Source organism: Sphingomonas sp. PP-CE-3A-406 (assembly GCF_003688625.1).
GTDB lineage: Bacteria > Pseudomonadota > Alphaproteobacteria > Sphingomonadales > Sphingomonadaceae > Sphingomonas.
In genome coordinates this window covers 191029-211215 of sequence record NZ_RCWY01000002.1, presented here as the reverse complement: position 1 = coordinate 211215, position 20187 = coordinate 191029, and the positions used below count along the sequence as shown (strand labels likewise).

Here is a 20187-nt window from a genome sequence, read left to right as displayed (position 1 = left end):
GGCGCAGAGGAGATTGCGATGGTGGATATCGATCGGATCACCGGCGACGTCATTGATGTCGCGATCCGCATCCACCGCGACTTGGGGCCGGGACTGCTCGAAAGCGTTTATGAAACCGTCTTGGCGGGCAAGCTCGCTGCGATGGGATATCGCGTGGAACGACAGCGTCCGGTAGACATCGAATTCGAAGGAATGTGTTTTGCTGCCGCCTTCCGTATCGATCTGTTGGTAGACGAGCGACTGATCCTCGAGATCAAATCGATCGATCAGCTGAGCCCGGTGCATGCCAAGCAACTGCTGACCTATCTGAGATTGACCAAGCAGCCCGTCGGCCTGCTCATCAACTTCGGTGGCGAGATGCTCAAGGAAGGCGTGCGCCGGCTCGTCAACAATCACTATCCTCTCAGCGCCTCTGCGCCTCTGCGCGAACAAATTTCTTGAATCTGGAGACCAAAATGTTCGACCTCACAGGCATGACCGCCCTCGTCACCGGGGCATCCGGCGGGATCGGGTCCGAGATCGCCAAAGCCCTCGCCGCGCAAGGCGCGCGCCTCGCGGTATCCGGCTCCAACGCCGACAAGCTCGAAGCCTTCCGCGCTAGCCTCGGCGGCAACCACGTCGCGCTCCCCTGCAACCTCTCTGACGCAGCAGCAGTCGACGCCCTCGTCCCGCAGGCGGTCGAGGCGCTCGGCGGCAAGCTCGACATCCTCGTCAACAACGCCGGTGTCACCCGCGACAATCTCGCGATGCGGATGAAGGACGAGGAGTGGGACAGCGTCATCCGCGTTAATCTTGAAGCCGCGTTCCGTCTCATGCGCGCCGCCGCCAAGCCGATGATGAAGGCAAGGTTCGGCCGGATGATCTCGGTCACCTCGATCGTCGGCGTCACCGGCAATCCAGGGCAAGCGAACTACGCGGCATCGAAGGCGGGCCTGATCGGCATGTCGAAATCGATGGCGCAGGAACTCGCCAGCCGCGGCATCACCGTCAACTGCGTCGCGCCCGGGTTCATCACCTCGCCGATGACCGACGCGCTGCCCGACGCGCAGAAGACCGCGCTCACCGCGAAGATTCCCGCCGGCCGCCTCGGCGAAGGCGCAGACATCGGTGCGGCGATCGTGTACCTCGCTAGCCGTGAAGCCGGCTACGTCACGGGACAAACCGTGCACGTGAACGGCGGGATGGCGATGATCTGAACTTGCGCGCTGAACTGCCGCGTTCTAGGTGCGTTCAGGAAATACCGAAAACCCCCAGATTTGAAGAGGGAACTACCATGAGCGAGACAGCTGACCGCGTGAAGAAGATCGTCGTCGAGCATCTCGGCGTCGAAGCCGACAAGGTGACCGAGGACGCGAGCTTCATCGACGACCTGGGCGCAGACAGCCTCGACATCGTCGAACTCGTCATGGCGTTCGAGGAAGAGTTCGGTGTCGAGATCCCCGATGATGCCGCCGAGAAGATTGCGACCGTCAAGGATGCGATCACCTACATCGACGAGCACAAGGCCTGATCAGGGTTTAGGGTTCAAAACTTTGGACCTGCCCTGAAGGGTGTGATTTGAGCGGCTCCCCGTCCTTGGGCAAAGAGGGCGGGGAGCCGTTTCGTTTTGAGAGCAGACGGAGTTTGAAGCCATGCGGCGTGTCGTCGTAACCGGGCTAGGCCTGGTCACCCCCCTGGGGGCGGATGTTGAAACGGCCTGGGCGAATATCCTCGCCGGCAAGTCGGGCGCGGGCCCGATCACGCGCTTCGACGCGTCGGATCAGGTGTGCCGCATCGCCTGCGAGGTGAAGCCGGCCGACCACGAGTACGGCTTCGACCCCGGCAAACGGGTGGATCACAAGGTCCAGCGCCAGGTCGATCCTTTCATCATCTACGGCATCGACGCCGCTGGCCAGGCTCTGGAAGACGCCGGGCTGACCGAGATGACGCTCGAAGAGAGCTGGCGTGCAGGCGTCTCGATCGGCTCGGGCATCGGCGGACTGCCGGGCATCGAGAGCGAATCGATCGTCCTCCACACCAAGGGCCCGCGCCGCGTCTCGCCGCACTTCGTCCATGGTCGCCTGATCAACCTGATTTCGGGTCAGGTCTCGATCAAATACGGCCTGCGCGGTCCGAATCACGCGGTCGTCACCGCCTGCTCGACCGGCGCGCACGCCATTGGCGACGCCGCGCGGATGATCGCGATGGACGACGCCGACGTGATGCTCGCGGGCGGCGCGGAGGGCACCGTCTGCCCGCTCGGCATCGCCGGGTTCGCGCAGGCGCGCGCGCTGTCGACGAACTTCAACGATTCGCCTGAGAAGGCTTCGCGTCCCTACGACAAGGATCGCGACGGCTTCGTGATGGGCGAGGGTGCGGGCGTGCTGGTGCTCGAGGAATATGAGCACGCCAAGGCCCGCGGTGCGAAGATGTATGCCGAGGTGATCGGCTACGGTCTGTCGGGCGACGCGTACCACGTCACCGCGCCGCATCCCGAAGGCGATGGCGCGTTCCGATCGATGCAGATGGCGATCAAGAAGTCGGGTCTCAAGCTCGAGGACATCGATTACATCAACGCGCATGGCACCTCGACGCCTCTGGGCGATGAACTCGAACTCGGCGCGGTCCGTCGCCTGTTCGGCGATGCGATCTCGGGCCTGTCGATGTCGTCGACCAAGTCGGCGATCGGCCATCTGCTTGGCGGCGCCGGCGCGGTCGAGAGCATCTTCTGCATCCTCGCGCTGCGCGACCAGATCGTCCCGCCGACGCTGAACCTCGACAATCCGAGCGACAGCTGCGTCGGGGTCGACCTCGTCCCGCACGTGGCCAAGAAGCGTGAAGTCCGCGCGGTGCTGAACAACTCGTTCGGCTTCGGCGGCACCAACGCGTCGCTGGTGATGACCAAGGTCCAGTAATCCTGTTCCCCCGCGAAGGGTCACCCATCAAAGTAATACTTTGATGGGGCCCAAGGCGGGGGCCCAGACTGGGTTCCCGCCTTCGCGGGGATCCAAGGAGTACCAATGCGCAAGGTCGGCTGTTTCGGACTCGTCTTAGGCTTGGCGGCAGTCGTAGCGCTGTTCCTGGTCGTCCAGGGCTGGGGCGGCGCAGGCCCAGCCCCCCGCACGCTGACCGTCCAGATCGGCGAAGGCAGCACGCTGGCCGGCGCTGCCACCGAACTCGAAAAGGCCGGCGCGATCCCCTCGGCCCGCCGCTTCCGCTTGTATGCCCGCGTGTTCGGCTCGGGCGACCCGATCAAGGCTGGCGAATACCGCATCGCGCCGCACACCAGCCAGTCCGATATTCTCAAGCTGATGCAAGGCGGCAAGGTCGTCCAGCGCCTCGTCGTCGTCCCCGAAGGCTATCCCTCGGTCCTCGTCCACGACGCGCTGGCGAAGGCCGACGGCCTCACCGGCACCGTACCCGTCCCGGCGGAGGGCTCGATTCTCCCCGACAGCTACGCCTTCCAGGCCGGCGACACCCGCGCATCGGTCGTCACGCGGATGCAGGCGGCGATGAAGACCTACCTCGCGACCGCCTGGGCCGCGCGCAAGCCCGGCATCGCGGTGACGACGCCCGAACAGGCGATCATCCTCGCCTCCATCGTCGAGAAGGAAACCGGCAAGCCCTCCGAACGCCGCACCGTCGCCGCAGTCTACGGCAATCGCCTGCGGGGCGGCATGCCGCTCCAGGCGGACCCGACCGTGATCTACCCGATCACCAAGGGACGTCCGCTAGGCCGCCGCATCCTGCGGTCGGAACTGCACGCGAAGAACGGCTACAACACCTACGCCGAAGCCGGCCTGCCGGTCGGCCCGATCGCCAACCCAGGCCGCGCTTCGATCGACGCGGTGCTCGACCCGGCGCAGACCCAGGCGCTCTACTTCGTGGCGGACGGCACTGGCGGCCACGTGTTCGCGAACACGCTGGCCGAACACAACGCCAACGTGAAGAAATGGTACGCCATTCGTAAAGCACGCGGCGAAATGTAATCCTCCCCGGAACGGGGAGGGGGACCATCCGCAGGATGGTGGAGGGGGCTCTCCGCAAGCGTACCAGCAGTGGCGACTACGGCAGGCGGTTCGCTCGTGGCGCTCCCCCTCCACCCCGCCGCTGCGCGTCGCGGTCCCCCTCCCCGTGCCGGGGAGGAGTTACCCTCGCAACGCGTTAGCCGCGCGTGCCTTGATCTCGATTTCGGCCATCGTCCCGCCGGTCACCCAGCTCCCGCCGACGCAGAGCACCGGCTTGAATGCCAGCCACTCGGGCGCACTCGCTTCGGTGATCCCGCCGGTCGGGCAGAAGCTGCACTGGTAGAACGGCGCGGCCAGAGCCTTGAGCGCCTTCAACCCGCCATTCGCCTCGGCGGGAAAGAACTTGAAGTGCGTCAGGCCCAGGTCGAGCCCGGTCATGATATCCGCCGCATTGGCGATTCCCGGCAGGAACGGAATGCCGCTCTCGATGATCGGCGCGGCAAGGCGTTCGGTCAGCCCCGGCGAGACGATGAACTCCGCGCCTGCATCGCGGACCTGTACGAACTGCTGCGTGTTGACGACGGTACCGGCACCGACGATGGCGCCCGGCACCTTCTTCATCTCGGCGATCGCCTCCAGCGCGGCGCCGGTGCGCAACGTCACCTCAAGCACGCGCAGGCCGCCGGCAACCAGCGCCTCGGCGAGCGGTCGTGCGAGTGCCGCGTCCTCGATCACTAGCACCGGGATGACGGCGCTGGTCTGCATGATGTCTGCGATAGTTGCGGTCATTGGGTGTGTTCCTGTGCGAAAGCGGCCGCGGCGCCGAACAGGCCGGGCTGGGGATGAGTGATGAGCTTGACGGGCATCGCCGCCATCATGCCCTGGAAGCGGCCCTTGGCGACGAAGCGCTGGTCGAAGCCTGAGCGAATCAGGCGATCCTTGATCCGGAAGCCGAGGCCGCCTGCGATCACGACCGCCTTCGCGCCCTGTGCCAGCGCCAGATCGCCCGCGACCGCGCCGAGCGCGAGGCAGAACCGGTCGAGCGCGGCGAGCGCGATCGAATCGGTACCGTCGATCGCCTCGGTCCAGATCGTCTTGTCGTCATGGCTGGGGACCGCGCGGCCCTCCAGAGCAGCGAGCGTCTCGTAGATCGCGACGATGCCCGGCCCGGCCACGACGCGCTCGGCGGAGACACGTGTGAAAGTCTTCCGCAGTCGCTTCAGTAACGCGTCCTCGATCCCGTCGAGCGGCGCGAAGTCCATATGCCCGCCCTCGGTTTCGAGGACCTGATAGCCGTCCTTACGCCGCAGCAGCTGCGCGACGCCGAGCCCGGTACCGGGGCCACAGATCGTCGTGATGCCCTCGGACGGCAGCGGCGTATCGGGGCCGCAAAGGTGGATGAAGTCGCTGCTCGGCACCTGCGCGACGGCATGACCGACCGCGCCGAAATCGTTGACCACCACCCACTGGTCGGCCTTCAGCCGCTCGGTGATCAGCGACTTGCGTATGATCCACGGGTTGTTGGTCAGCCGGATGACGTCGTTCGCGACCGGCGACGCGACCGCGATCGCCAGCGCGCGGGGGAGGGGGCGCCCGAGGCCGGCCTCGAACGCCTGGTACGCGGTCTGGAGCGAGGCGTGGTCCGCGGTTTTGAGCGTCGCCGGCTCGCCAAGCGAAACGACGCGCCCGCTCTCGACCTCGGCGATCGCGAAGCGCGCGTGCGTTCCGCCGATATCTGCCGCTACGATTTCCATGTCGTTTCTCCCGATCCTCGATATTTTTGTATCCGTTCGTCCTGAGCGAAGTCGAAGGACATGGCCCCAAGCGGCGGTCCTTCGACTTCGCTCAGGACGAACGGTAGGTAGGGATCCTAAAGCCCAGCGCCCGCCAGCATCGCCGACGCACCCTTTTCGGCTTCGTCGGCAAGCCCGCGGAACATCCCGAACAGCTCGCGACCCATGCCGCTCACCGGTGGCGGAACCGCGACCATTTCGCGCGTCGCCCACACATCCGCGTCGACCAGCGCCTCGAGCGTACCGTTGACCGCGTCCACCCGGATCATGTCGCCATCGCGGATCAACCCGATCGCACCGTCGAGCAGCGCCTCCGGCGAGCAATGGATCGCGCACGGCACTTTCCCGCTCGCGCCCGACATCCGCCCATCGGTGACCAGAGCCACCTTGAACCCGCGATTCTGCAACACCCCCAGCGGCGGCGTCAGCTTGTGCAACTCCGGCATACCGTTGGCGCGCGGCCCCTGGAAGCGAACGACGACGACGACGTCCTTTTCTAACTCGCCCCGCTTGAACGCCTCGATCACGTCGAGCTGGTCGTCGAACACCATCGCGGGCGCCTCGACGATCCACCGCTCGCGCTCGACCGCCGACACCTTGATGCACGCCCGGCCGATATTGCCCGCAAGGATCCGCATCCCGCCATCCGGCGAGAACGGCGCGGTCGCAGGACGGAGGATCGTCTCGTCGCCGCTGTCCGGCGTATCGCGCCAAGCGAGTTTATCGCCCTCGACCACCGCGGTCTTCGCATACGCCGACAGATCCTCGCCGCCGATCGTCATGATGTCGCCGTGCAACAACCCTTCGCCGAGCAGCTCGCGGATCACATAGGGCATGCCCCCGGCGGCCTCGAACGCGTTCACGTCCGCCGAGCCGTTGGGATACACGCGCGCGATCAGCGGGACCGCGCAGGAGAGGCGATCGAAATCCTCCCAGTCGATGATGATCCCCGCCGCGCGAGCGATCGCCGGCACGTGGAGCAGATGGTTGGTCGAGCCGCCGGTCGCGAGCAGGCCGACCGCGGCGTTCACGATCGCCTTCTCGTCGACGCAGTGCCCGAGCGGCCGGTACGAATCGCCGCGCGCGCCGATCTTCGCCAGCCGGTGCACCGCCGCCCGCGTCAGTTCCTGGCGCAGCTTGGTACCCGGATTGACGAACGCCGCGCCCGGCATGTGGAGGCCCATGACCTCCATCATCATCTGGTTGGTGTTGGCGGTGCCGTAGAAGGTGCACGTCCCCTTCGAATGATACGCGCCGATCTCGGCCTCGAGCAGCTCGTCGCGCCCAACTAGGCCTTCCGCGAATTTCTCGCGGACCGCCGCCTTCGCCTTGTTCGGCAAGCCGGTCGGCATCGGCCCACCTGGGATCAGCACCATAGGCAGATGCCCGAAGCGCAACGCGCCCATCAGCAGCCCCGGCACGATCTTGTCGCAGATGCCGAGCAACGCGGCACCCTCGAACGTTCCGTGGGACAGCGCAATCGCCGTGCTCAGCGCGATAGTGTCGCGGCTGAACAGCGACAGCTCCATCCCCGGATACCCTTGCGTCACGCCGTCGCACATTGCCGGCACGCCGCCCGCGACCTGCGCAGTCGCCCCCGCCTCACGCGCCCAGATCTTCATCAACTCGGGGTAGCGATAGTAGACGGCGTGGGCCGACAGCATGTCGTTATACGCAGTGACGATGCCGATGTTCATGCCGGCATCGGCCTTCATCGCGTCGCGGTCTTCCTCGGTCCCGGCATAGGCGTGTGCCAAGTTCGCGCAGCCGAGACCGGGACGACGGACCTGCGCCGCCGCCTCGCGCTCGATCAGCGCGAGGTAGGCGGCGCGGCTGTCCCGCGAGCGCTCGATGATCCGGTCGGTGACCGCGGAGACGACGGCATTGAGCATGGTCACGGCGCCCAGTGCACGTCGACCGGCAGCTCGACTTCGGCCAGCACGCGGCCGATCGGGTAGGACGACGACGGCCCCTGTTCGATCGCCTGTTCGAGCACCTTCTTCTTCGCGTCGCCGGTGATCATGATCATTAGCGCCTTCGAGGAAGCGATCGCCGCCGCCGACAACGTGACGCGTGCGAGCGGCGCCTCTGGCGGGAGCGGATCGGGCATCACGCCGAGCGCACGGCGTTCCTTCGGACCGCTCAGCGCCTCGTCATAATCGGGGCCGGGGAAGATCGACGCGGTGTGTCCGTCGCCGCCCATGCCGAGCAGGCAGAAGTCGAGCGGCCAGTGCAGGTCCTGCATCAGCGCATCCGCCGAGCGACCGGCCGCCTTGTAGTCGGACATCGCCTCGGGGACGATCGGCTTCACGCGCGCGCCCTTGGGGAGGAAGATCTTCGCTAGCGCCGTCACGTTCGACAACGGATCGCCGAGCTTCACGATCCGCTCGTCGCCAGGGATGATCGTGACCTTCTTCCAGTCGAGCTTCGCCTGGGCGAGCTTCTCGTACGCGGCAAACGGCGTCTTGCCGCCCGCCAGCGCGATCACCGCCGAGCCGCGCGCGTCGAGTGCGCTCTCGATGACGAACTGGATATCGCCAGCGACCGCGTTGGCGAGCTCGCCCGCGTCGTCATATTCCCACCATTCGATTTCGGTCATAAACTTGAACTCACTCAGAAAATTGCTGTCAAAAATGCCGTTCGTGCCGAGTAGGGATCGAGCGAAGCGGAGAGCCCGTATCGAGGTACAATGCCACAATCGGGCCGATCCCTCGATACGCCTTCTCGACTTCGCTCGAAGACTACTCGGGACGAACGGAAGAAAACAAACTCAGTCGTCCTGCCAGGTCACGCCGTCGCGCTCGGTCAGCGCGATCGCGGCCGACGGACCCCAGCTGCCCGACGCATAGCTCTTGGGCTTCATCGCGTTGGCCTTCCAGCCTTCGCGGATCGCGTCGATCCAGGTCCATTGCGCCTCGACCTCGTCACGGCGCACGAACAACGTCTGGTCGCCCTCGATTAGGTCGAGCAGCAGCCGCTCGTACGCGATCCGCCGACGCGACCCTGCGAACTCGGCATCCATGCTCAGGTTCAGCGGAACCTCGCGCAGGCGCACGCCCTCGCGATCGAGACCCGGCTCCTTCGCCATCACCAGCAGCTGGATATATTCCTCCGGCTGCAGGCGGATGATCAACATGTTGGGTTGGAGCAACCCGCCACGCCCGGCGAACATCGAATGCGGCACCGCCTTGAACTGGATCGCGATCTCGCTGCGACGCGTCGCCATCCGCTTGCCCGTGCGCAGGTAGAACGGCACGCCCTGCCAGCGCCAATTGTCGACATGCGCCTTGATTGCGACGAACGTCTCGGTGGTCGAAGGCTGGCCGAGTTCGTCCGAGTAGCTCTTGACGAACTTCCCCTTCACGGCGCCTTCGCCATACTGCCCCGTGACCGTGACATTCGGCACTTCCTCGGGCTTGATCAGCCGCAACGATCGGAAAACCTTCGACTTCTCGTCGCGAACATCGGTGCCCTCGAAGCGCGCCGGTGGCTCCATCGCGATCAGCGCGAGCAGCTGGAGCATGTGGTTGGCGACCATGTCACGCAACGCACCCGCCGTCTCGTAATAGCCTGCCCGCTCTTCCAGCCCGACCGTCTCGGAGATCGTGATCTGGACGTTGTCGATCCCCTGCGCGTTCCAGACCGGCTCGAAGAACGAGTTGCCGAAGCGCAGCGCGAGGATGTTCTGGACGGTTTCCTTGCCGAGGTAATGATCGATCCGGTAGGTCCGCTCTTCGGGGAAAGCCTTCGCCACCGCATCGTTGATCTCGCGGCTCGTCTCCAGGTCGTAGCCGAGTGGCTTCTCGAGGCCAACGCGCACGGTTTCGCCAGCAAGCCCAACCTTGTGCAGCCCCTCGATCGCAGCCTCGAACAGCGAGGGCGCGGTCGACAGGTAGATCGCCAGCCCGCCCGAAATGTCGCCGATCTTGTCCGCCAGCGGCTGGAAGCTCGCCGGATCCGACAGGTCGGTCGGCTGATAGAAGATCCGGTCGAGGAACGTTCCAATCGCACTTTCGTCCTTGCGATCCTCGGGCAGGAACTCGTCGAGCGCCTTCTTGGCGAACTTGCGGTAATCCTTGTCGTCATGCTCGTGACGCGCGGCGCCGGTGATCGTCAGCTCCTCGGGCAGCAACCCGTCGGCGTGCAGACCATAGAGCGACGGCAGCAGCATGCGCTGCGCGAGATCGCCGGTCGCGCCGAACAGGAGCAGCTTGGCTACGGGATTACGGTGCATGGAAGCTCCTGGATTTGGCGATGGACCGGGCGGAAAACGCCGGTCCTAGAAAACGAGGCCGGCTACGGGATCGACACCGGCCATGATGTTGAGGTTCTGGACCGCGGCACCGCCGGCGCCCTTGCCCAGATTGTCGAGCGTCGCGACCAGCCGCGCATGGCCGACCGCGTCGTTGCCGCAGACCATCAGCGTCAGACGATCGGTCCCTGCGTTCTCCTCGATATCGACCGAGCCGATATCGCCGGGGGCAACCGAGACAAGCCTCGAGCCATCGAACGCAGCGCGCAACACGTCTTCGATCGCCGCGAGCGTGGGCCGGCCGGGCAGGGCATGAAGGTGCAACGGCACTTCGACGAGCATGCCGCGATACGTATTCGCCACCGCAGGCGCGAAGATCGGGGCGTGCATGAGGCCAGCGTGCTGCGTCATCTCGGCGATATGCTTGTGCGCAAGGCCTAGCGCGTAGGCGCGGAAGGCCGTCGCGGGTTCGCCATTCTCGAACGCCGCGATCATCGCCTTGCCGCCGCCGGAGTAACCAGAGGTCGCGTTGACGCTCAGCGGGAGGTCAGCGGGGATGAGACCGGCAGCGACGAGAGGCGCGACGAGCGCGAGGAAACCAGTGGGATAGCAGCCGGGGTTCGAAACGCGCATCGCGGTCGCGACCTTATCCGCCTGGCCCGGCAACTCGGGGAAGCCGTAGGTCCAGCCGGCAGCGACCCGGTGAGCGCTCGATGCGTCGATCACGCGGGTGCGCGGATTGTCGATCAGCGTGACGGCTTCGCGCGACGCTTCGTCCGGCAGGCAGAGGATGACGAAATCGGCATCGTTCAGCGCCTCGCGCCGTGCCGCCGGATCCTTGCGCCGGTCCTCCGCCAGCAGCGCCAGCGTGATGTCGGTCCGCCCGGCAAGCCGTTCTCGGATCTCGAGTCCGGTGGTGCCGACCGCTCCATCGATGAAGACGGTCGTCATGCCGCGACCGTCGTCGAAAGATCGAGTGCCGCCGCCTCGACATAGCCGACCAGTCCGCTCGGGCGCGCAACGCCCCATGCGGAAACGCCGGCAATCTCCAGCACTTCGAAACTGTCGCCAGGGTTGAGGTCGACCATCGTATCGCTCGCTTCGTCTCGTCCGCTGCGCAACAAAGCTGTGCGCGCGACGGGCCGTATCATCGGCACAGCATAGTGTGGAGCGAATACGTATTCGGCGAGGCGAATGTCGGCGATATCGCGGCGAACCGCGTGCGTACGCGGGTCGAGGTCGACCGAGCGGCCCGTCAGCGAAAAGCTCGTACGGGCTTGGTCGTCGAACGGCTCAAGCGTGAGCGGCTGCGCGCCCGTTGGAACCAACAGGGGCGGGGCCGTCGCCGATGAATTGCCCGAACTCTTCAAGAAAATCTGCCCCTTCGGTCGTGCGCGCGACGAAGATGTTGCGCTTGTCGCTATCGTCGCGTTGCCGGCGCAGATAGCCGAGGGCACCCAATCTGTTCAAGGCGCGCGTGACGACCGGCTTCGATACGTTCAGTGCGCGGGCCAGGCCGCGCACCGTATGCGGTCCCGGTTTGAGATATACGAGCAGAAGAAGCGCCATCTGCCGATTGGTCAGATCGGGTTCGCCCGAACGGACGTAGTCCACCAGAGCGGTCATCCAGGTCGATAAGGTATTGGCTGCCATTGATGCCACAGCGTTGATCCGCCATCTGAATTTATAAACACGATGCCCAGTCATGAGCGTCGTTACGGGTTCACAACGCCGCCCGGACGTCATGTTTCCGTAGTTTTGCGATTGGCTTGCGATATGCGGAGCCCGTGTTGCGGTTGATCGAAACCGCGACGTCGCCTATGTGCGCGCCTTCGCAAAAGTTCCGGGGTTTTCCGCGCAATGTTCGCCTTTCTGCTCGTCATCCACGCGATCATCGCGGCCGCCCTCGTCACAGTGATCCTCATGCAGCGCTCGGAAGGCGGCGGTCTGGGCATGGGCGGCAGTCCGTCGGGCCTGATGTCGGCACGCGGCGCAGCCGATTTCCTGACCCGCGCGACCGGCGTCCTCGCGACGATGTTCGTGCTGTTCTCGATCCTGCTCGCGGTCCTCGCGGCGAATCACCGCACCACCACGATCGACACATCGCTCGCCCGCACTCCGGCGGCGGCGGCGACTGCCGTGCCGACCGCGCAGCCCAAGGGTGATGCGGCGCCGTTCGCCGGTGGCGCAGAAAACGCTGGCGTCCCAGCCGGCACGGCCACGCCCGCCGACAACTCCGCGGTCCCACTCGCCCGCTAAACACTCCATTCGCCGATAAAAGGCCCCTGCGTGATCCGCGGGGCTCTTGTCGTTCGTCCCCAACACACGCTACGAGACTCTTCCCATGGCTCGGTACATTTTCATCACCGGGGGCGTGGTTTCGTCGCTCGGTAAAGGTCTCATGGCGGCATCGCTTGCCGCTCTCCTCCAGGCACGCGGGTATACCGTCAGGATTCGGAAGTTCGATCCGTATCTGAACGTCGATCCCGGCACGATGTCGCCGTATCAGCACGGCGAGGTCTACGTTACCGACGACGGTGCCGAGACCGATCTCGACCTCGGCCATTACGAGCGCTTCACCGGCGTTCCCTCGCGCCAGTCGGACAACGTCACCTCGGGGCGCATCTATCAGCAGATCATCACGCGCGAGCGTCGTGGCGATTATCTCGGCGCCACCGTGCAAGTCATCCCGCACGTTACCGACGCGATCAAGGCATTCGCGCGCGCCGAGACCGACGGCATCGACTTCATCCTCTGCGAGATCGGCGGCACCGTCGGCGATATCGAATCGCTGCCGTTCATCGAAGCGATTCGCCAGCTGAAGAACGAGGAGGGCCGCGGCAACGCGATCAGCATCCACGTCACGCTGGTCCCGTACATCGCCGCCGCCGGCGAGCTGAAGACCAAGCCGACGCAGCATTCGGTCCGCGAACTCGCCGCACTCGGCGTGCAGCCCGACGTGCTCGTCTGCCGCTGCGAACATCCGCTCCCGCCGTCTGAGCGTGCCAAGATCGCGCTGTTCTGCAACGTCCCCGCCAGCGCGGTCATCCCCGCGCTCGACGCGAAGAGCATCTACGCGGTGCCGCTTCAGTATCACGGCGAAGGCCTCGACATCGAAGTGCTCCGCGCGTTCGGGATCGAGCCTGCCGAGGCGCCGGACCTGTCGCGCTGGACCGAGATCATGGACCGCCTGACCAACCCTCAGGGCGAAGTCACGATCGGCGTGGTCGGCAAATATGTCGGCCTTCAGGATGCGTACAAATCGCTCAACGAGGCGCTGGTCCATGGCGGCATTGCGAATCGGGTGAAGGTCAACGTCCGCTGGATCGACGCCGAGCTGTTCGAGAACGCCGAGAGCGACATCGCCGGCCAGCTTGAGCCGTGCGACGCGATCCTGGTCCCCGGCGCGTTCGGCGAGCGTGGGGCGGAGGGCAAGATCGCCTCGGTCAAGTTCGCCCGCGAGCGGAAGATCCCGTATTTCGGGATCTGCTTCGGGATGCAGATGGCCTGCGTCGAGGGCGCACGCGATCTCGCCGGCATCCCCAATGCGTCGTCGACCGAGTTCGGCCCAACCGACGAACCGGTGGTCGGCATGATCACCGAATGGATGGGCCGTGAAGGCCTCGAAACGCGTGCGGCCGAGGGCGACATGGGCGGCACGATGCGGCTTGGCGCGTATGACGCGAAGCTCACCGGCAACAGCGTCGTTGCCTCGATCTATGGCGGCACCGACATTTCGGAGCGTCACCGTCACCGCTACGAGGTCAACACCGGGTACAAGGAAGCGCTCGAACAGGGCGGCCTCGTGTTCTCGGGCATGTCCCCAGACGGCACGCTGCCGGAGATCGTCGAACGTCCCGATCACCCCTGGTTCGTCGGCGTCCAGTTCCACCCGGAACTGAAGTCGAAACCCTTCGACCCGCACCCTTTGTTCGCCAGCTTCATCGAAGCCGCCGTCAAGCAAAGCCGACTAGTCTGACTGGTCGGTACGCCTTCGCGGTAGTGGAGGCGTACCCAGAGAATGCGTCCGCTTGAGTAGGTGCCGAGCCCACTCAGCGCAGGTTCATACGCCGCATCGCACGTTCCTAATGCGACGCCGGGAAGAGTTGCAGTCGGAAGCTCCCGCTCTTCCCGGTCCGAAACGCGACCGTGGGTTGTCTGAAATTTCGGCGGCTGGGCTAGCCCGCCGACAATCGCTAGAACGCCCGCATGTCCACGACCTACACGCTCGACACCGCGACGAGTCGCGCCAATCCAACGCCGGCGCCGTTGAAGCGCCTCACCGTGCCCGCGATTCGTCGCCAGAAGGGCGCAACGCCGCTCGTCATGCTGACCGCCTACACCGTGCGGACCGCGCAGCTGCTCGATCCGCATTGCGACATGCTGCTGGTCGGCGACAGCCTGGGGCAGGTGATCTACGGGCTGCCGACGACCGTGCCGGTAACGCTCGAGATGATGGCGGCGCACGGCGCGGCGGTCGTGCGTGGCAGCTATCATGCGGTCGTGGTGATCGACATGCCGTTCGGCAGCTATGAAGCGTCGCCCGAGAAGGCGTTCGAAAGCGCGGCATATCTGCTGAAACAGACCGGCGCGGCGGCGGTGAAACTCGAGGGCGGCACGGCGATGGCGCCGACGGTCAAGTTCCTGACCGAGCGCGGCATCCCGGTGATGGGGCATGTCGGGCTGACCCCGCAGGCGGTGAACGTGCTCGGCGGCTATGGTGCGCGCGGTCGAACGCCCGAGGAAGCGGCCAAGATCGTCGCCGACGCGCAGGGCATCGCCGAGGCGGGGGCGTTCGCGCTGGTGATCGAGGGCGTGGTCGAGCCGATCGCGATCGAGATCACCAACAGTATCGCGTGCCCAACGATCGGCATCGGTGCGTCGGCGCAGTGCGACGGACAGGTCCTGGTCGCCGAGGACATGCTCGGGATGTTCGACCGCACCGCCAAGTTCGTGAAGCGGTTCGCCGACATCGCCGACACGATCTCGTCGGCGGCGCAGACCTATGCAGACGACGTTCGGAGCCGCGCATTTCCGGGGCCGGAGCAGGTCTACGCGCCCAAGGATTGATCCGCTTCCGTTTCGGTTCCCGCGCGGCTAAGGTCCGCGTCGTCCATCCCCAATATTCCGGAGCTGTCCTTGGCCCTCCCGCCGAAAACCGATGAAGCATTTTTGCGCGAGGTCGACGAAGAACTCCGACGCGACCAACTCGCCGGGTTCTGGACGAACTGGGGCGTCTGGGTCGCGATCGGCGTCGTCGCCGCGCTCGCCGCACTCGCCGGCTTCCTGTACTGGCAGCACCATAATGGTGAAGCGGCCGGAGTCGAGGGCGAACAGCTTCAGGTGGCGTATGACGCGCTCGGCGCGAACAACGCCGCGGCCGCTGCGAAGCCGCTGGCCGAACTTGCCAAGTCGAACCGCGACGGTTACCGCGCGCTCGCCCAGTTCACGCAGGCCGACGTGCTGCTGCAAAAGGACGATCTGAAGGGCGCCGCTGCCAAGCTCGGCGCGATCGCCGCGGATACTTCGCTGGCCAAGCCCTTTCGCGATCTCGCGCTGGTTCGCCAGACGTCGGCCGAGTTCGACACATTGAAGCCGCAGGTCGTGGTCGAACGGCTGCGGCCGCTGGCGGTACCGGGTGGCGCATGGCTGGGCAGCGCAGGCGAAATGGTCGCGATCGCCTATCTCCGCATGAACCAGCGTCAGCAGGCCGGCACGATGTTCGGGCAGATCGCGCGTGACGCGACCGTACCCGACACGATCCGTCAACGCGCGGTTCAGATGGCCGGCGTACTGGGGGTCGACGCGGTTGCGAGCACCGAGGCGCGTGCCGGAACGACCAAAACGGCTGCATCAAACGAGGATACCAAGGCGCAATGATGAAGACATATCGGGTGACGGTCGCCGTCGCCGCGCTGGTGGCCTTGAGCGGGTGTGGTATCTTCAAGGGCGGCGGTAAGAAGACTCCGACGGTGGGGGACCGCGTATCGATCCTGGTCTCCGAGAACCAGGTCGAGACCGACAAGGCGATTGCCGATGTCCAGGTTCTGCTGCCGGCGCCGGCGGTCAATGATGCATGGGCACAGCCGGGCGGTAACCCCGCCAAGTCGATGGGGCAGCTCGCGCTCGGCAACCAACCCAAGCGCGCCTGGCAGGCGTCGATCGACGGTGGCTCTAACCGTGAGCGCCTGGGTGCGCCACCGGTCGTTGCCGACGGCATGCTGTTCGTGAGTGACGTCACCGCGACGATCCATGCGTTCAAGGCCGATACCGGCGCGGCGCTGTGGAGTGCGGCGATCACCGAAGGCAAGATCAACCGTGCAGCCCGCTTCGGCGGCGGTGTCAGCTATGACGACGGCAAGCTCTACGCCACCGACGGCGTCGGCGATGTCGTCGCGATGAGCGCGGCGGATGGCAAGATCCTGTGGCGTGCCAAGCCCGGCGCGCCGTTGCGCGGGTCGCCGACCGTCGCCAACGGCGCGGTCTATGTCCTGACGCAGGACAACCAGGTGTTCTCGCTCAACCAGACCGACGGCAAGGTCCAGTGGGTCCAGTCCGGCACGCTCGAAACGCAGGGCGTGTTCGGCGTCGCGGCGCCTGCGGTCAGCCAGGGTACCGTCGTCGCCGGCTTCTCCAGCGGCGAACTCAGCGCCTATCGCTACGAGAACGGTCGTATCCTGTGGCAGGACGCGCTGTCGCGCACGTCGATCACGACCTCGGTGTCGAGCCTGTCGGATATCGACGCGGCGCCGGTGATCGATGGCGGTCGCGTCTATGCGGTCGGGCAGGGTGGCCGGATGGTCGCGCTGGAACTGGCGACCGGCCAGCGGCTGTGGGAGCAGAATTTCGCGGGTATCTCGACGCCGTGGATCGCGGGCGAATGGCTGTTCGTGGTGACCGACGACGCCAAGCTCGTCTGCCTTTCGCGCTCGAACGGCAAGGCACGCTGGATTTCCCAGCTGCCGCGGTTCCAGAATGAAAAGAAGCGCAGCAATGCGATCACGTGGTTCGGCCCGGTTCTCGCCGGCAACCACCTCGTGCTCACCAACTCGCGCGGCGAGATCAACTTCGTCTCGCCGACCGACGGTTCGGTGAGCTCTACGATCGAGACCAAGACGCCGTTCTCGTTGTCGCCGATTGTCGCCAACTCGACGCTCTACACGCTCGACCAGAAGGGCAAGGTCACCGCGTACCGGTGACGTCGACTCCCTCTCCCCGCCGGGGAGAGGGAAGGGGCCCGCCGCGCTTGCGGTGGGAAGGGTGAGGGGCGTGAGGCTCGGAACGGTTTCTACAACTCCCCGCACCCTTCCGTCGCTTCGCTCCTCCCTCCCTCTCCCCGGAGGGGTGAGGGACTAGGTGACCTTTCGCGCGACACGCGCTAAGGGCCCTCCCATGTCCAAACTCCCCGTGGTCGCGATCGTCGGCCGCCCCAATGTCGGCAAGTCGACCCTGTTCAACCGCCTCGTCGGCAAGAAGCTCGCGCTGGTCGACGACCGGCCCGGCGTCACGCGTGACCGCCGCGAAGGCGACGCGTCGCTGATCGGGCTCGAATTCCGCATCATCGACACCGCCGGCTACGAAGACCACGACGCGCAGACTTTGCCCGGGCGCATGCGCCAGCAGACCGAAGCCGCGGTCGAGCAGGCTGACGTCGCGCTGTTTCTGTTCGATGCGCGCGCCGGCATCGTCCCGCTCGACGAGGAGATTGCGCGCTGGCTCCGCACCGCTGATGTCCCCGTCATCCTCGTCGCCAACAAGGCCGAAGGCCGCGCGGGCGAAGACGGTATCCTCGAATCGCTCGCGCTCGGCTTCGGCGATCCGGTGCAGCTGTCGGCGGAGCACGGCGAAGGCCTGGGCGACCTGTTCGAAGGCCTGCTCCCACTGCTCGAAGGCAAGGAAGAGCCGCCCGAGGAACAGCCCGACAACGAATATGAGGGCCCACTGAAGCTCGCGATCGTCGGCCGTCCGAACGCCGGCAAGTCTACGCTCGTCAACCGCATCCTCGGCGAAGACCGCATGATCACCGGCCCCGAAGCCGGCATCACGCGCGATTCGATTAGCGTCGATTATGATTGGCACCCGACCGGTGGCGAAGCGCGCAAGGTTCGGCTGATCGACACAGCGGGCATGCGCAAGCGTGCCAAGGTGCAGGACAAGCTCGAGAAGATGTCGGTCGAGGATGCGCTGCATGCGGTCGACTTTGCCGAGGTCGTCGTGCTGCTCCTCGATGCCACGCTCGGCCTCGAGGCGCAGGATCTCCGCATAGCCGACAAGGTGCTCCAGGAGGGCCGTGCGCTCGTCATCGCGCTCAACAAATGGGATATCGCCGAAAGTGCCTCGTCGCTGTTCAACGGCGTCAAGCGGGCGCTCGAGGACGGCCTGAGCCAGGTCAAGGGCGTCACGGTGATGACCGTGTCCGGCGCGACCGGCAAGGGCATCGACCAGTTGCTGCAGGCCTGTTTCGACACGCGCGATGCGTGGTCGAAGCGCGTCGGCACGGGCGAACTCAACCGCTGGTTCGAGCGTGCGATCGAAGCGACCCCGCCGCCAGCGCCCGGCGGCAAGCGCATCAAGATGCGCTACGTCACGCAGGTCAAGACACGTCCGCCCAGCTTCGTCATCTTTGGCACGCGTGTCGATCAGCTGCCGGCGAGCTACGAGCGCTATCTCGTCAATTCGATGCGCAAGGATCTGGGCTTCGGCGCAGTCCCGGTCCGCCTTATGTTCCGTGCGCCGAAGAATCCGTATGACGACAACGGCAGGGGCGGCGGCGGCAGCTAGGCGGTGGCGTCCGGCATGGTCCGCATCGACGCCCGGGGTATGCGCTGCCCCTGGCCGGCGATGCGGCTTGCCCGCGTGCTGCGTGACGGCGCACGGACCGTCGAGATTCTTGCCGACGATCCTCAGGCATCGACCGAACTTGCGGCGGCTGCCGAAGCAGCCGATGCAACGATCAAGATCATTTTGGATGAAACTTACCGGACGTATGTCGTAACTTGTCGGTAGTATGACAACATTGTATTTACCTGAACGGGGTAAGATGCGGCCCTGACCTTCATGGCGCTATTGCTCAACGGGAGAAGGCGACAGTGTCGTTCGAAGGAAGCACCGTGATCAACTGGCCGGCGTTTTCGCAGGCGCGCAGTGAACTGGGTGCGGGATTTGGCCGTATTCTCGGTTATTTTCGCGAGGACGGCGTGAAGTCGGTCGCAGCGATCGAAGCGGCGATGCGATCGCTCAATGCGGCGGCAATGGTGATTCCGGCGCACACGCTCAAGGGCGAAGCGCTGCAGTTCGGGGCCGAACCGCTCGCCGATCTGGCCGAAGCGATCGAGGTCATCGCGCGCGAGTGTGTCGAGATGCAGGATACGCCGGACGAGGCGCTCGAGCATATCGTTCGGTTGCGGCCGTTGTTCAGGGAGACGCTGACGTTGCTGGAGCGCGAAGCCAACCCGATCGTCGCGCGCAAGCCAACCGCTGTCGGCTTCGGTCGCCGCGCCGTCCCGACCGGCTTCGGCGAAGAATAACGCCGTCGATGCGGGCTCATCGAAGCCCTCGACAAGAAGATAATAAACCAAATCCGTCATCCCAGCGAAAGCTGGGATCCAGAGCCGCAAGGATTCGCACCCTCGGCTCTGGACCCTGACTTCCGTCAGAATGGCGGGGGCTAGGTCACCCCTTCAAATACGGCGCCGCGCCAGCCTTTGGCGAATCATGTTCCGAGATCGAGTTCAGCTGGATGTAGTTGTGGATACCCATCCGCGCGATCATCTCGAACTGGCGCTCGAGCGTGTCGACATGCTCTTCCTCGCTTGCGAGGATGCGGGCGAACAGGTCGCGGCTAATGTAGTCCTTGACCTCTTCGCAGTACGCGATCGCGCCCTTGAGCTGGACGGTGGCCTCGACTTCGAGCGCCAGATCCGACTTCAGGACCTCCTCGACGGTCTCGCCGATGCGGAGGCGGCCGAGCAGCTGGAAGTTCGGCAGGCCATCGAGGAACAGGATGCGCTCCGACAACCAGTCGGCATGCTTCATCTCGTCGATCGATTCCATCCGCTCGTATTGGGCGAGCTTGTAGACGCCCCAATGCTCGAGCATCCGGTAATGGAGCCAATATTGGTTGACCGCGGTCAACTCGTTCTTGAGCGCCTCGTTCAGGAATTCGATTACTTGGGGGTCGCCGCGCATGGCCATA

General features: G+C 65.4%; 22 protein-coding genes. 13 read left to right on the top strand and 9 right to left on the bottom strand.

Annotated elements, in window-relative coordinates:
- The first annotated feature begins 18 nt into the window (after positions 1-18).
- The 5 genes from C8J44_RS07420 (at position 19) to mltG (ending at position 3968) form a co-directional block, all read left to right on the top strand.
- A complete protein-coding gene (locus tag C8J44_RS07420; RefSeq protein ID WP_121904026.1) occupies positions 19-441 on the top strand; it encodes a GxxExxY protein in 423 nt (140 codons plus the stop codon).
- A gap of 14 nt (positions 442-455) precedes the next feature.
- Entirely contained in the window at positions 456-1196 is a 741-nt protein-coding gene (fabG, locus tag C8J44_RS07415; RefSeq protein ID WP_121904025.1) for a 3-oxoacyl-[acyl-carrier-protein] reductase, read from the top strand.
- A 77-nt stretch (positions 1197-1273) separates the two neighbouring features.
- Positions 1274-1510 (top strand): acyl carrier protein, encoded by a 237-nt coding sequence (locus tag C8J44_RS07410; RefSeq protein ID WP_031393971.1) that lies wholly within the window; start codon positions 1274-1276, stop codon positions 1508-1510.
- Positions 1511-1631: 121 nt separating this feature from the next.
- Positions 1632-2894 (top strand): beta-ketoacyl-ACP synthase II, encoded by a 1263-nt coding sequence (fabF, locus tag C8J44_RS07405; protein WP_121904024.1) that lies wholly within the window; start codon positions 1632-1634, stop codon positions 2892-2894.
- 105 nt (positions 2895-2999) lie between these two features.
- On the top strand, positions 3000-3968 hold the full coding sequence (gene mltG / locus C8J44_RS07400) for an endolytic transglycosylase MltG (protein ID WP_121904023.1): 969 nt from the start codon (positions 3000-3002) through the stop codon (positions 3966-3968).
- Between the two features lie 159 nt (positions 3969-4127).
- On the opposite strand, the gene eda is transcribed toward mltG, so the two are convergent.
- From eda to C8J44_RS07360, 8 genes are all read right to left on the bottom strand, one after another.
- Positions 4128-4736: a bifunctional 4-hydroxy-2-oxoglutarate aldolase/2-dehydro-3-deoxy-phosphogluconate aldolase gene (eda, locus tag C8J44_RS07395; RefSeq protein WP_121904022.1), complete on the bottom strand. Its 609-nt coding sequence runs from the start codon at positions 4734-4736 to the stop codon at positions 4128-4130.
- Complete coding sequence (gene glk, locus C8J44_RS07390; RefSeq protein ID WP_121904021.1) at positions 4733-5701, bottom strand: glucokinase; 969 nt, start codon at positions 5699-5701, stop codon at positions 4733-4735. The genes eda and glk overlap by 4 nt, the downstream gene beginning before the upstream one ends.
- Positions 5702-5817: 116 nt before the next feature.
- Entirely contained in the window at positions 5818-7632 is a 1815-nt protein-coding gene (gene edd / locus C8J44_RS07385; RefSeq protein ID WP_121904020.1) for a phosphogluconate dehydratase, read from the bottom strand.
- 2 nt (positions 7633-7634) lie between these two features.
- The gene (gene pgl / locus C8J44_RS07380) at positions 7635-8339 is read right to left on the bottom strand and encodes a 6-phosphogluconolactonase (RefSeq protein WP_056062623.1); all 705 of its coding nucleotides are present in this window, start codon (positions 8337-8339) and stop codon (positions 7635-7637) included.
- 171 nt (positions 8340-8510) lie between these two features.
- A complete protein-coding gene (gene zwf, locus C8J44_RS07375; RefSeq protein ID WP_121904019.1) occupies positions 8511-9974 on the bottom strand; it encodes a glucose-6-phosphate dehydrogenase in 1464 nt (487 codons plus the stop codon).
- Positions 9975-10019: 45 nt separating this feature from the next.
- On the bottom strand, positions 10020-10943 hold the full coding sequence (gene argC, locus C8J44_RS07370) for an N-acetyl-gamma-glutamyl-phosphate reductase (protein WP_121904018.1): 924 nt from the start codon (positions 10941-10943) through the stop codon (positions 10020-10022).
- Complete coding sequence (locus C8J44_RS07365; protein ID WP_259466764.1) at positions 10940-11320, bottom strand: SH3 domain-containing protein; 381 nt, start codon at positions 11318-11320, stop codon at positions 10940-10942. The genes argC and C8J44_RS07365 overlap by 4 nt, the downstream gene beginning before the upstream one ends.
- Positions 11286-11618: a MarR family transcriptional regulator gene (locus C8J44_RS07360; RefSeq protein WP_121904630.1), complete on the bottom strand. Its 333-nt coding sequence runs from the start codon at positions 11616-11618 to the stop codon at positions 11286-11288. Before C8J44_RS07360 ends, C8J44_RS07365 begins: the two co-directional genes overlap by 35 nt.
- Positions 11619-11852: 234 nt before the next feature.
- Here C8J44_RS07360 and secG point away from each other — a divergent pair, with 234 nt between their 5' ends.
- From secG to C8J44_RS07320, 8 genes are all read left to right on the top strand, one after another.
- Positions 11853-12251, top strand: coding sequence for a preprotein translocase subunit SecG (gene secG / locus C8J44_RS07355; RefSeq protein WP_121904017.1), 399 nt, complete (start codon positions 11853-11855; stop codon positions 12249-12251).
- 85 nt (positions 12252-12336) lie between these two features.
- Positions 12337-13971: a CTP synthase gene (locus tag C8J44_RS07350; RefSeq protein WP_121904016.1), complete on the top strand. Its 1635-nt coding sequence runs from the start codon at positions 12337-12339 to the stop codon at positions 13969-13971.
- 230 nt (positions 13972-14201) lie between these two features.
- Positions 14202-15062, top strand: a complete 861-nt coding sequence (gene panB, locus C8J44_RS07345; RefSeq protein ID WP_121904015.1) for a 3-methyl-2-oxobutanoate hydroxymethyltransferase — start codon at positions 14202-14204, stop codon at positions 15060-15062.
- Between the two features lie 69 nt (positions 15063-15131).
- Positions 15132-15872 (top strand): tetratricopeptide repeat protein, encoded by a 741-nt coding sequence (locus C8J44_RS07340; RefSeq protein WP_056050851.1) that lies wholly within the window; start codon positions 15132-15134, stop codon positions 15870-15872.
- Positions 15869-17191: a PQQ-binding-like beta-propeller repeat protein gene (locus tag C8J44_RS07335; protein ID WP_121904014.1), complete on the top strand. Its 1323-nt coding sequence runs from the start codon at positions 15869-15871 to the stop codon at positions 17189-17191. Before C8J44_RS07340 ends, C8J44_RS07335 begins: the two co-directional genes overlap by 4 nt.
- Before the next feature lie 193 nt (positions 17192-17384).
- Positions 17385-18773 carry a ribosome biogenesis GTPase Der gene (gene der / locus C8J44_RS07330; protein WP_056050847.1) on the top strand — a complete coding sequence of 463 codons (1389 nt, stop codon included), beginning with the start codon at positions 17385-17387 and terminating at the stop codon, positions 18771-18773.
- A gap of 15 nt (positions 18774-18788) precedes the next feature.
- A complete protein-coding gene (locus C8J44_RS07325) occupies positions 18789-18998 on the top strand; it encodes a sulfurtransferase TusA family protein (RefSeq protein WP_121904013.1) in 210 nt (69 codons plus the stop codon).
- A gap of 83 nt (positions 18999-19081) precedes the next feature.
- Entirely contained in the window at positions 19082-19519 is a 438-nt protein-coding gene (locus C8J44_RS07320; protein WP_121884635.1) for an Hpt domain-containing protein, read from the top strand.
- 145 nt (positions 19520-19664) lie between these two features.
- Here C8J44_RS07320 and bfr read toward each other — a convergent pair whose 3' ends face one another.
- On the bottom strand, positions 19665-20180 hold the full coding sequence (gene bfr, locus C8J44_RS07315; protein WP_093399561.1) for a bacterioferritin: 516 nt from the start codon (positions 20178-20180) through the stop codon (positions 19665-19667).
- Positions 20181-20187 lie beyond the last annotated feature (7 nt).